General features: G+C 64.4%; 9 protein-coding genes and 1 pseudogene. 4 read left to right on the plus strand and 6 right to left on the minus strand.

What is annotated here, in order from left to right; genetic code table 11:
* Positions 1 to 397 (minus strand): annotated as a pseudogene (locus tag IVA98_RS09605) (IS110 family transposase); the annotation flags it as partial.
* Between the two features lie 135 nt (positions 398 to 532).
* On the minus strand, positions 533 to 1,222 hold the full coding sequence (locus tag IVA98_RS09610; protein ID WP_247294868.1) for a YggS family pyridoxal phosphate-dependent enzyme: 690 nt from the start codon (positions 1,220 to 1,222) through the stop codon (positions 533 to 535).
* 108 nt (positions 1,223 to 1,330) lie between these two features.
* Here IVA98_RS09610 and IVA98_RS09615 point away from each other — a divergent pair, with 108 nt between their 5' ends.
* The 4 genes from IVA98_RS09615 to holA all read left to right on the plus strand — a co-directional run bounded on the left by IVA98_RS09615 (position 1,331) and on the right by holA (position 7,605).
* A complete protein-coding gene (locus IVA98_RS09615; RefSeq protein ID WP_247294870.1) occupies positions 1,331 to 3,028 on the plus strand; it encodes a diguanylate cyclase domain-containing protein in 1,698 nt (565 codons plus the stop codon).
* Between the two features lie 272 nt (positions 3,029 to 3,300).
* Positions 3,301 to 5,925 carry a leucine--tRNA ligase gene (gene leuS / locus IVA98_RS09620; protein WP_247294872.1) on the plus strand — a complete coding sequence of 875 codons (2,625 nt, stop codon included), beginning with the start codon at positions 3,301 to 3,303 and terminating at the stop codon, positions 5,923 to 5,925.
* The gene (gene lptE, locus IVA98_RS09625) at positions 5,912 to 6,463 is read left to right on the plus strand and encodes an LPS assembly lipoprotein LptE (protein WP_247294874.1); all 552 of its coding nucleotides are present in this window, start codon (positions 5,912 to 5,914) and stop codon (positions 6,461 to 6,463) included. Before leuS ends, lptE begins: the two co-directional genes overlap by 14 nt.
* Before the next feature lie 113 nt (positions 6,464 to 6,576).
* Positions 6,577 to 7,605, plus strand: a complete 1,029-nt coding sequence (gene holA, locus IVA98_RS09630; protein ID WP_247294879.1) for a DNA polymerase III subunit delta — start codon at positions 6,577 to 6,579, stop codon at positions 7,603 to 7,605.
* A gap of 211 nt (positions 7,606 to 7,816) precedes the next feature.
* Here the strand turns inward: holA and IVA98_RS09635 are convergent, their stop codons facing one another.
* From IVA98_RS09635 to mnmG, 4 genes are all read right to left on the minus strand, one after another.
* Entirely contained in the window at positions 7,817 to 8,701 is an 885-nt protein-coding gene (locus IVA98_RS09635; protein ID WP_247294881.1) for a ParB/RepB/Spo0J family partition protein, read from the minus strand.
* 148 nt (positions 8,702 to 8,849) lie between these two features.
* Positions 8,850 to 9,719, minus strand: coding sequence for a ParA family protein (locus IVA98_RS09640; protein WP_247294883.1), 870 nt, complete (start codon positions 9,717 to 9,719; stop codon positions 8,850 to 8,852).
* Between the two features lie 30 nt (positions 9,720 to 9,749).
* A complete protein-coding gene (gene rsmG / locus IVA98_RS09645; RefSeq protein WP_524536369.1) occupies positions 9,750 to 10,433 on the minus strand; it encodes a 16S rRNA (guanine(527)-N(7))-methyltransferase RsmG in 684 nt (227 codons plus the stop codon).
* Between the two features lie 99 nt (positions 10,434 to 10,532).
* Positions 10,533 to 12,413 (minus strand): tRNA uridine-5-carboxymethylaminomethyl(34) synthesis enzyme MnmG, encoded by a 1,881-nt coding sequence (gene mnmG, locus IVA98_RS09650; RefSeq protein WP_247294885.1) that lies wholly within the window; start codon positions 12,411 to 12,413, stop codon positions 10,533 to 10,535.
* Between the last annotated feature and the right edge of the window lie 175 nt (positions 12,414 to 12,588).

Below are 12,588 nucleotides of genomic sequence, written 5' to 3' on the forward strand. Positions count from 1 at the left end.
GCGTCCGCAACAACGTCTCGCCGTCCAGCCTGTCCGTCTTGGCTCGCCGGCGCCGGCGCGGCGTCGCGATGGAGGCCGGATCCACCACGTGGCTCTCGATGCCTTCCTGCTGCAGGGCCCGGTGAAGCCAGAACCCGTCCAACCCCGCCTCCTGGATCGTGATGATTGGATAGCTCTCGCCCATTCGCACCTGCGCCTTGCGCTTCAGCTCCGCGAACAGCTTCAGCAGTTCCGCAAGACCGCCGGCCTCCACGCTGTGTTTCGACATCTTCTCGCCCTTGCCCGGCGAGAGCGAGGTCACCAGCCATGTCGAACGACTCAGTTCCAACGACACGAAAATTGCGCCAAACTGCGTGCGGATAGCGGCCGGTCCGTCGATAGGATGATCGAGCAACATCGTCGTCTCCAGGTTGAATGGATGCAACCTCAGTCTGGCCTCAGACTTGGTCGCTATCCACCCCCATGGAATCTTCGCTTCGCTCGCAATGACGAAATCAAGACCGTTACCCGCACGACGCTTCGCCTACGGCTCTCACCGGTGCCCGAAGATCGCACTTCCCACGCGGACATGGGTGGCGCCGAGCATGATCGCGGTCACAAAATCCGCGCTCATGCCCATCGACAGGTTCTTCAGGCCATTGCGCGCCGCGATCTTGGCGGTGAGAGCAAAGTGCGCCGCCGGCGGTTCGTCGATCGGCGGGATGCACATCAGGCCGGAAATCGTCAGCCCATAGGTGTCGCGGCAGCTCGCCAGGAAGGCATCGGCCTCGCCGGGCGCGACGCCGGCCTTCTGCGGCTCCTCGCCGGTGTTGATCTGGACGAACAGCTGCGGGTGCTTGTTCTGGGATTCGATTTCCTTGGCTAACGCTTGGCAAATGCTCGGACGGTCGACCGAATGGATGGCATCGAACAGCGCGACCGCCTCCTTCGCCTTGTTGGATTGCAGCGGCCCGATCAAATGCAGCGCGACGTCCGAGTAGACAGACATTAACGCGGGCCACTTGCCTTTGGCCTCCTGGACCCGATTCTCGCCGAATACGCGCTGTCCGGCGTCGATCACCGGGGTAATCATATCCGCGGCGAAAGTCTTGGACACGGCGATCAGCGTCACGGAGGCGCGATCGCGCTGCGCATCCTTGCAGGCACGTGCAATTTCGGCCTCAACTGCGGCGAGTCCGTTTGGTGAGTGGCCGGTTGCCGGCGCGGCGTTGGCTTCTGTCATGACGTCGATCAGTTGTGGTCGTAACCGCAGGTAAGTCCAATTTTACCGAGTTCAAGAAAGAGTTTTTGAACCCTTCGCTTTACCTTGCCCATGGGGTGGGTAGCGAAGATGGCAAGCGTCAGTCTCAACCGCAAACGAGCCAAACTCAAGCAGGTTCTCGGAATCCGGGCGCGGCTCGCGTTGCTCGCGGTGATTCTGGTCGCCCCCTTGATGCTCGAGCGCATCCGTTCGCTCGAAGACACGCGCGCGCGGCAGATCGCGCAGGCCGCCGCCGAATTCACCACGGTCGCAAGGCACAGCGCCGATGCGCAGCGCGAGGTGATCTCGTCGGTCGAGACCATCCTGAAATCGGAGGCCTTCATCCGGGCCTCCGCCGGCGGCATCAGCAAGAGCTGCGACGTGCTGCGTGCGAGCCTGCCGTCGAGCCTGCCCTGGATCCGCACGCTTCTGATCGCGGGCCAGGACGGCCGCATCCAGTGCGCCACCAACAACATGTATGTCGGCCTCGATCTCAGTGACCGGCCCTACTTCCTGCAGGCACAGGAAACCGGCCGCTTCGTGCTGAGCGACTTCATCCTGTCCCGGCCCGCGCCGACGCCGACCGTCATGGCGGCTTACCCGGTGTCCGCCTTCAGCGGCGTCCCGGATGCCGTCGTGCTCGCCACCGTCAACCTCGACTGGATGTCGAAGGTTATGAGCAATCTCGGCGGACGCGCCGGCATCACGGCGGTTCTCGTCGACAGCGCCGGCGCCGTACTGGCCGCGCCCGCCGACCAGCACAGCGCGGTCGGCCGTCCCCTCGACAACATGCCGCTGATGTCGGCGATCGCCGACAGGGCGCTGCGGTCCGACCAGGATGAAGGCGCGCTGTCCTTTCTAGCTGCCGACGGCTCCCGCCGCGCGGTCAGCTACATCCGCATCGCCGGCACCAATGCGCGCCTGATCGCGAGCATCGACGAGGACAAGGTGTCCGCGGCGGTGAGCCGCGACATCCGCACCGCCTATCTTCAGCTCGCCTTCGTCGTCGTGTTCGTCCTGCTCGGCGCGCTGATCGCCGCCGAGAAACTGGTGATCAAGCCGATCGAGATGCTGGCCGACATGGCCAAGCGTCTCGGCGAAGGCGATCTGTCGGCGCGGGCGGCGCGTACTCGCCTGCCCGCCGAGTTCGTGCCGCTGGCCCGCGCGTTCAATGCGATGGCCGCGCAATTGAGTCAGCGCGAGCGCGAGCTGATCGCGAGCAACGACCGCCTAACGGTGATGGCATCGATCGACATGCTGTCCGGTCTCGCAAACCGTCGCGGCTTCCAGAGCCGGCTCGATTTCGAATGGATGCGCGCCCAGCAATATGGCAGCGACCTCGCGCTTCTGATGATCGACGTCGACCACTTCAAGCTCTTCAACGATACTTATGGCCATCTCGAAGGCGATTCCTGCCTGACCCGGCTCGGCGAATCGCTGTCCGGCATTGCCGCCGACACGATGGGTTTCGCGGCGCGCTATGGCGGCGAGGAATTCTGTCTGCTGCTGCCGAACACCGACGTGGCCCGCGCCGTCGAAATCGGCGAACTCGTGCGCGCGGCCGTGTTGAAACTCTGCCTGCCGCACATCACCTCCGCGCATATGATCGTCACCGTCTCGATCGGCGTTGCAGCGACGAAGCCAAACGAGACACTGCGCCCCGGTGACCTCATCGAAGCCGCCGACGCCGCGCTCTACGCCGCAAAACACCGCGGCCGCAACAACGTCGTCGAGCACGGCGTGCAGGCGATCGAGACCGGCGCGACTGAGATCGCGATGGCAGGCTAGCCGGCCACCCGCCCCGCTCGAGCGCGCGCTCCGCAACGGCGCGATTGCGGGCGCTGAGCTTTGCAAGATAGAGCGCGCGGTTGCCGCGCGCGAGACTGGCGCTCAGCTCGTTAATTGCACCTCAAACTGGACCTACCTCGGTAGCGAACCGGAAGTTTGAAGCGGAAAACGTGAAATCTGTCGGCGTTCGGCAACCCATTGACCCCTTACAGGCTTTTATGGCCTAGTCCGCCGTCTTTAGCCGGCCGAACCCACGAAAACCCAACGATTCCATGACCTCCGAACGCTACAATGCTCGCGACGCCGAACCGCGCTGGCAACGCCTCTGGGACGAACAGGCGATCTTCGTCTCCCGAAACGACGATCCGCGGCCGAAATATTACGTCCTCGAGATGTTCCCCTACCCCTCCGGGCGCATCCATATCGGTCATGTCCGCAACTATACACTCGGCGACGTACTGGCCCGGTTCATGCGCGCCAAGGGGTTCAACGTGCTGCACCCGATGGGCTGGGACGCCTTCGGCCTGCCGGCCGAGAACGCCGCGATCGAGCGCAAGGTGGCACCCAAGGCCTGGACCTACGACAACATCGCCGCGATGAAGAAGCAGCTCCGCTCGATCGGGCTGTCGCTGGACTGGTCCAGAGAGATCGCGACCTGCGATCCCTCCTACTACAAGCACCAGCAGAAGATGTTTCTCGACTTCCTGCGCGAAGGGCTCGCCGAGCGCGAGAAGCGCAAGGTGAACTGGGACCCCGTCGACATGACCGTGCTCGCCAACGAGCAGGTAATCGACGGCCGTGGCTGGCGTTCCGGCGCCGTCGTCGAGCAGCGCGAGATGAACCAGTGGGTCTTCAAGATCACGAAGTACTCGCAGGAGCTGCTGTCGGCGCTGGACGGGCTCCACCGCTGGCCCGACAAGGTGCGGCTAATGCAGCGCAACTGGATCGGCCGCTCGGAAGGCCTGTTGATCCGCTTTGCGCTGGACGCGGCGACGACGCCGGCCGGCGAAAGCGAGCTGAAGATTTTCACGACGCGCCCGGACACGCTGTTCGGCGCGAGGTTCATGGCGATCTCGGCGGATCATCCGCTGGCGCAGGCGGCCGCCGCGAAGAACCCTGCGCTTGCGGAGTTCATCACCGAGATCAAGAAGATCGGCACCGCGCAGGAGGTCATCGACACCGCGGAGAAGCAGGGCTTCGACACCGGCATCCGCGCGGTGCACCCGTTCGATTCCTCCTGGAAGCTGCCGGTTTATGTCGCCAACTTCGTGCTGATGGAATACGGCACCGGCGCGATCTTCGGCTGCCCCGCGCACGACCAGCGCGACCTCGACTTCGTCAACAAGTACAACCTCGGCAACACGCCGGTGGTGTGCCCCGAGGGGCAGGATCCCAAATCGTTCGTCATCACCGATACCGCCTATGACGGTGACGGCCGCATGATCAATTCCCGCTTCCTCGACGGCATGACGATCGATCAGGCCAAGGAAGAGGTGGCGAAGCGGCTTGAAGGCGAGCTGCGCGGCAACGCGCCGGTCGGCGAGCGGCAGGTTAATTTCCGCCTGCGCGACTGGGGCATTTCGCGCCAGCGCTATTGGGGCTGCCCGATTCCCGTCATCCATTGCCCGAAATGCGATGTGGTGCCGGTGCCGGATGCCGATTTGCCGGTGAAGCTGCCGGATGATGCGACATTCGACAGGCCGGGCAACGCGCTCGATCATCATCCGACCTGGAAACACGTCACCTGCCCGAAATGCGGGGCTAAGGCGCAGCGTGAGACCGACACCATGGACACTTTCGTGGATTCGTCCTGGTACTTCGCGCGCTTCACCGATCCCTGGAACGAGAGCGCGCCGACGACGCCTGCGGTCGCCAACCGGATGCTGCCGGTTGATCAGTATATCGGCGGCGTCGAGCACGCGATCCTGCATCTGCTCTACAGCCGCTTCTTCACTCGCGCGATGAAGGCGACTGGACACATCGCGCTCGACGAGCCGTTTGCCGGCATGTTCACACAAGGCATGGTGGTGCACGAGACCTACCAGAAGGCCGACGGCTCCTATGTGCAGCCGGCCGAGGTCAAGGTCGAGGTTGGCGGCAATGGTCGCCGCGCCACGCTGCTCGCGACCGGCGAAGACATCCAGATCGGTCCGATCGAGAAGATGTCGAAGTCGAAGAAGAACACTGTCGATCCCGACGACATCATCGAGACCTACGGCGCCGACGTCGCCCGCTGGTTCATGCTGTCAGACTCCCCGCCCGATCGCGACGTGATCTGGAGCGACGAGCGCGTCCAGGGCGCATCGCGCTTCGTGCAGCGGCTGTGGCGGCTGGTGAACGATGCGAAGGAACTCGGCAAGGACGCGCCGGCGGCCCGGCCGGCTTCGTTCGGAGCAGATGCCACGGCCTTGCGCAAGGCCGCCCATGGCGCCCTGGACAAGGTCACGACCGGCATCGAGCGACTGCATTTCAATGTCTGCCTGGCCCATATCCGCGAATTCGCCAATGCCCTGTCCGAGGTGCTCCAGCGCCCCGGCCAGCCTGCCGCGGACCTGGCCTGGGCCATCCGGGAGGCCAGCCAGATCCTGGTCCAGCTGTTCTCCCCGATGATGCCGCATCTGGCCGAGGAGTGCTGGCAGGCTTTGGGCCAGAGCGGGCTGGTTTCGGAGGCCAATTGGCCCCAAATCGAACGCGATTTGCTGGTTGAAGACAGCGTGACCCTGGTGGTTCAGGTCAACGGCAAGAAGCGGGGTGAGGTCACAGTTGCAACACTGGCCCAGAATCCGGAAATCGAGGCTGCCGTTTTGGCCCTCGATGCGGTAAAGCTGGCCCTGGACGGCAAGCCCGTCCGCAAGGTGATCATCGTCCCCAAGAGGATCGTGAATGTTGTCGGCTAGGATCCGCATCGCAGCCCGCTTGCTGGCGGTCGCCGCCCTGGCGGCGCTGACGGCCGGCTGCTTCCAGCCGATGTATGCCGAACGCAACGACGGCACCCCTGGGCTGCGCGAGAAGCTGATGGGCGTCGAGCTGCCGCCGATCGCCAAAGCGAACGCCTCCCGCGAGGCGCGCGTTGGCGTCGAGGTCCGCAATGCCCTGGCCTTCAAGCTCTACGGCACGGCGACGGGAATGCCGCCGACCCACCGCCTGGAGATCCGCTTCACCACCTCCCGCTCGTCCCTGATCGTGAGCGCCGCGACGGGACTGCCGACCAGCGAAAATTACGGCATCGATGCGCAATACAATCTGATCGACGTCGCGACCGGAAAATCGGTGATGACCGGGACCACCTTCTCGCGTGTGTCCTACGACATGCCCGGCTCCTATCAGCGCTTCTCCCGCAACCGCGCCGTGCGCGACGCCGAAGATCGTGCCGCCAACGAGATCGCGGAGAACATCAACACCCGGCTCGCCTCGTTCTTCACCGCGGGTACCTGACCCTCGCGGTCATTCCGGGGCATGCGAAGCATGAACCCGGTATCCAGAAACTGCAGATACAGATTCCGGGTTCGGCTCTTCGAGCCGCCCCGGAATGACGCCCTTGAGGCAACATGGTCGCGCTGCGCGGAAAAGAGATCGATGCCTTCCTCGCCCGCCCCGATGCGGGCCGAGCGATCATCCTGCTCTACGGTCCCGACGCGGGCCTCGTGCGCGAGCGCGCCGATGCGCTGATCGCATCCGCCGTCGACGATCCCAACGATCCATTCTCGCTGGTCAAGCTCGACGGCGACGAGCTCTCCGCCGAGCCGTCGCGCCTCGTCGACGAGGCCATGACGGTGCCGCTGTTCGGCGGCCGCCGCGCCATCCGCGTCCGCGCCGGCTCGCGCAGCTTTACCAGCGGCATCGACACCCTGGCCGAGATGAACGTAAAGGATTGCCGCATCGTGATCGAGGCCGGCGAGCTGCGCCCGGAATCGCCGCTGCGCAAGGCTTGCGAGCGCGCCAAGACGGCGGTCGCGATCGGCTGCTATCCCGACACCGAGCGCGACCTTGCCAAGCTGATGGAGGACGAGCTCCGCATCGCCAATCTGCGCATCGCGCCGGACGCCCGCGCGGCGCTGATGTCGTTCCTTGGCGGCGACCGCCAGGCCTCGCGCAACGAGCTGCGCAAGCTCACGCTCTATGCCCACGGCAAGGGCGAGGTCACGCTGGATGATGTGATGTCCGTGGTTGCCGACGCCTCCGAGCTGAAGCTCGATCCCATCGTCGATGGCGCTTTTGCCGGCCGGCCCGACATTGTCGAGACCGAATTCGCCAAGGCGATGATCGCCGGCACCTATCCCGGCGTGATCATCTCCGCCGCGCAGCGCCAGGCCGCGTGGCTGCACAAATCGGCGCTCGCGATTGCCGACGGGACGCCGGCCTCAGCCGTGCTCGACGGCGGCTTTCCACGGCTGCACTTCTCGCGCAAGCCCGCGGTCGAAACGGCGCTGCGCAATTTCAGCCCGGCCCGGCTCGCCGCCATCATCGAGCAGCTCGCGACCGCCGCGCTCGACACCCGCAAGCAATCCACCCTCGCCGCCGCCATCGCCCAGCGCACGCTGATGGCGATCGCCGCGAATGCGAAGCGGCGAGGCTGAGCCGGCTCTCTCCACGCGTCATCGCGACCGTAACTCTCGCAACGCCGTCATTGCGAGGAGCCCTTGCGACGAAGCAATCCAGAATCCCTCCGCGGAAAGATTCTGGATTTGCTTTGCTTCGCTCACAATGACGATGTGGAAGTAGATTCGATCAGAAACTCAGCCTCATTCCGGGATGCCTGACGGAGGCGAACCCGGAACGACGCGCAAGCTACAGCGCGCCCTTCGCGAGCCGCTTCATCACCTCGTCGAGCTGATCGAGGTTGCGATAGTTGATCTGCACGGAGCCGCCAGGATCGCGGTGATTGACCGTGACCTTGAGACCGAGCGCGTCGCTGACGCGCTTTTCGAGATCGACCGTATCGGGGTCCTTTTCCTTCGCCCCAGCGCGCGCCTTCTGCGGCTTGCGCTCCGGCACGCCCTCTTCATGCGCAAGCGCCTCGGTCTGACGGACGTTGAGGCCCTCCTCGACGATGCGCTTGGCGGCCGCGAGCGGATCGGGCACGCCGATCAGTGCGCGAGCATGGCCAGCCGTCAGCTCGCCGGTTGCGATCAAGGCCTGCACCTCGGCCGGCAGCTTCGTCAGACGCATCATGTTGGCGACGTGGCTGCGGCTCTTGCCGACGACTTTTGCGATGTCGTCCTGGCTGCGTTTGAACTCGTTGGCAAGCGCGTGATAGCCCTGCGCCTCTTCCATCGGGTTGAGGTCTTCGCGCTGCACGTTCTCGACGATCGCGAACTCCAGCGCATCGCTGTCGCTGATGTCGACCGGGACGATCGGCACTTCATGCAGGCCAGCCATTTGCGAGGCGCGCCAGCGCCGCTCGCCGGCGATGATCTCGTAGCGATCCTGCGCGCCCTTCACCGGACGCACCACGATCGGCTGGATCACACCGTGCTGCTTGATGGAGTCGGAGAGCTCCTTGAGCTCGGCCTCCGAAAAGGTGCGACGCGGATTGCGCGGATTGGCTTTGATGAATTCGATCGGCACCTTGCGCTGCGCGCGCGGGCGATCGACATGCTGAGCCTCGCCGCCGACATCACCGATCAGACTCGCAAGACCCCGGCCCAGTCGCGAACGCGCTTCGTCGGCCATCGCCAGCTCCCTTGGATTCACTTGAGCGCACTCCAGAACTGAATTTCGAATCGTAGGGTGGGTTAGCGAAGCGTAACCCACCTCTTTTGTTTCCGTGGAGATAGACATGGTGGGTTACGCCTTCGGCTAACCCACCCTACAAGTCAGATCAATGCGTCGTCCGCAGCTCGCGCTCGCGCTGGATCACCTCGGTGGCGAGCCGCAAATACGCTTCGCTGCCGACGCATTTGAGGTCGTAGACCAGCACCGGCTTGCCGTAGGACGGCGCTTCCGAGATGCGCACGTTGCGCGGGATCATTGTCTTGTAGACTTTCTCGCCCATGAACTGGCGGACGTCGGCGACGACCTGGTTCGAGAGGTTGTTACGCGAGTCGAACATGGTCAGCACGATGCCGTGGATCGACAGGTTCGGGTTGAGCGTCGAGCGCACCTGCTCCACGGTCTGCAGCAATTGCGACAGACCTTCGAGCGCGAAGAATTCGCATTGCAGCGGTACCAGGATCGCATCGGACGCCGCCATGGCGTTGACCGTGAGCAGGTTGAGCGAAGGCGGGCAGTCGATCAGCACGTACGTGTAGTCGGCATCCGGCGAGACATTGTTGTTGAGCGCACCGATGGCGTCGCGCAGCTTGAAGGCGCGGCCGGGCGTGGTGCCGAGCTCGAGTTCAAGGCCGGACAGATCCATGGTCGAGGGCGCGATGTGCAGCCGCGGCACCGCGGTCGAGACCACAGCCTCGCGCAAGGCGGCTTCGCCGACCAGCACGTCGTAGGTCGAACAGCTACGGTTGCGGCGATCGATGCCGAGGCCGGTCGAGGCGTTGCCCTGCGGATCGAGATCGACGATCAGGACGCGTTCGCCAATCGCGGCGAGCGCCGTGCCGAGGTTAATCGCTGTGGTTGTTTTTCCGACGCCGCCCTTCTGATTTGCCAGCGCCAGGATGCGCGGGTGGCCATGCGGCACCTCAGCTGCCTGTTCTTGCGCGGTCTTTTCTTGCTGCGGCTCGTCAATCACGGTCATCGCAATTCCCCACTCAAACCCCTTAGCGCCTCAGCTCCGCCGTTCGGCGGTCTCAAGCTCCACGATCCAGCCGTCGCCGGTGCGGCTTGGATGAAGCCGAGGCCGAATATTCCAATGTTTAGCGGCTTCGGTCAATTCAGCCTCTACATCTTGACCCTTGAGAAATAACGCTTTTGCGCCCTGGCGTATCAGCGGCTCCGCAAAGCCGATGAGTTGATGTAGCGGAGCGAGCGCACGCGCGGTGACGCAATCGACGGGGCCGGTGATTCTATCCACATTATCCCCGATTTCAGCGAGATGTACGATCCCCGGAGATGTCGTGACGCGGATCGCTTCGCGCAGGAACGCGGCCTTTTTGGCGATTCGCTCGACAAGATGGACGCGAGCATCGGGCCTCCCGGCCATGGCGCAGGCCAGGACGATGCCCGGAAAGCCACCGCCGCTGCCGAGGTCGGCCCATCGTTTTGCCGCCGGTGCGAGATCCACGAGCTGAAGCGAGTCGGCGATGTGCCGGGTCCAAAGGTGCGGCAGGGTCGATGGCGCAACGAGGTTGGTCTTGGCCTGCCACTCGCGGAGCAAGGCGATGTAGCGATCGAGCCGGTCTTCCGTTTCAACCGAAACAGGCGCGAGCTTGAGCGCCGCAATCTTGTCAGCAGCGATGACGGCGTCCAGCGATTGATCGTTGGTGCCGGCGTTGTCGATCTTCGGTCTGATCAGCCTCGGCTCGGGCCGTCGACCGGCACCCTCGCCCGCCGCAGGTTTTCCTGATGACGATCTGCCGCCCCCCGGCCCGCGCTGTTTCACGTGAAACCTCTATGCAATCGCCTTTGAGGTCTTCCGTGCCTCACGCCGCAGATAGGCTGCGAGAATGCCGAGCGCCGCCGGCGTCATCCCATCGATCCGGCCGGCCTGGCCGACCGTGAACGGTCGGGCCTTCTCCAGCTTGGTCCGCACCTCATTGGAGAGACCGGGGACCTGCTGATAATCGACCTCCGACAGCACCATCCCCTCGTCGCGCCGGAAGGCTTCGACGTCGGCGCTCTGGCGCTCCAGATAGACGTCGTATTTGGCGTCGGTTTCGAGGTGGGTCGCGATGACGGGGTCGATCGCCGACAGCTCCGGCCAGATCGCCCGGACCTGGCTCCAGCCGATATCCGGATAGGCCATCAGTTCGAAGGCGGACCGGCGCTGGCCATCGCGGTTCAGGGAGAGTCCGTGCTTGATCGCCTCGTTCGGGGTGATCGCAAGCGACTTCGAGAGCGCGCGGGCTGCGTTCAGCGCATCCATCTTGGCGCGATGATGCTGCATGCGGGCACTGCCGACACACCCCAAGGCGATGCCCTTCTCGGTCAGACGTTGATCCGCATTGTCGGCCCGCAGCGTCAGCCGGTATTCCGCCCGGGAGGTGAACATCCGATAGGGCTCGCTGATCCCGCGGGTGACGAGATCGTCGATCATCACACCGAGATAGCCATCCGCCCGGTCGAACACCGTTAGCGCCGCCCCGCTCGCGGAGAGCGCTGCGTTGACGCCGGCCACGATGCCCTGCCCGGCGGCTTCTTCGTATCCGGTGGTGCCGTTGATCTGCCCGGCCAGGAACAGACCGCGCAGACGCTTGGTCTGGAGGGTCGGATCGAGCTCGCGGGGATCGATGTGGTCGTATTCGATGGCGTACCCCGGACGGACCATCTTCACCCGCTCCAGGCCGGGGATGCTGGCGAGGATCGCGAGCTGGACCTCCTCAGGGAGCGAGGTCGAGACGCCGTTGGGATAGACAGTCGTATCGTCGAGCCCTTCCGGCTCCAGGAAGATCTGATGGCCGTCACGGTCGCCGAAGCGGACGATCTTATCCTCGATTGACGGACAATAACGCGGACCGGAACTCTTGATCTGGCCGGAATACATCGGGGAGCGATGGACATTGGCGCGGATCACCTCATGCGTCGCCGAGGTGGTCCGGGTGATGCCGCACTGGATCTGCGACGTCGTGATCCGTTCCGTCATCACCGAGAACGGCTCAGGCGGTTCGTCTCCGGGCTGCATTTCGACCGCCGACCAATCGATCGTGGTGCCGTCCAGGCGGGGGGGAGTCCCCGTCTTCAGCCGCCCGAGGGTGAAGCCGGCGCGCTCAAAGGAGCCAGAAAGGCCCATCGCCGGTGCCTCGCCGACGCGACCGGCGGGCCAATTCTTCTCCCCGAGATGGATCAGACCGCGCAGGAAGGTGCCGGTGGTGACGACAATCGCCCCTGCCCGAAGCTTCCGGCCGTCGGTCAGGCGCAGGCCGATGACCCGGCCTTCCACCACGATCAGCTCGTCGGCCTCCCCCCCGAGGACGGAAAGACCCTCGGTCTCCCGGATCGCGGCCTGCATCGCGGCCGCATAGAGCCTTCGGTCGGCCTGAGCGCGAGGACCACGGACCGCCGGGCCCTTGCGGCGATTGAGGACACGAAATTGGATGCCGCCGGCATCGGCGACCCGGCCCATCAGACCATCGAGCGCATCGACTTCGCGGACCAGATGACCCTTGCCGAGACCGCCAATGGCGGGGTTGCAGGACATCGCGCCGACGGTCGAGAAACGATGCGTCACAAGAGCGGTTGTTGCACCCATCCGAGCAGCAGCCGCCGCGGCCTCACAGCCGGCGTGACCGCCGCCAATGACGATGACGTCGTAGTTCTCTCGCTCTGTTCGCATGAGCCAACTTCTAGCTCAGAGGTGTGAAAGCCGGAAGTGGAAACTAGGCGGAGATGTTTCACGTGAAACGGAGCATTCGAGGGGAAAGCGATTCCGCGAAAACAACCCCATGCACAGTAGACGAGCTATTGAACCTGCTGCGTTTCAGGTGAAACAAAATCACTGAAATGATCAA

The organism is Bradyrhizobium sp. 160 (assembly GCF_023073735.1).
GTDB lineage: Bacteria > Pseudomonadota > Alphaproteobacteria > Rhizobiales > Xanthobacteraceae > Bradyrhizobium.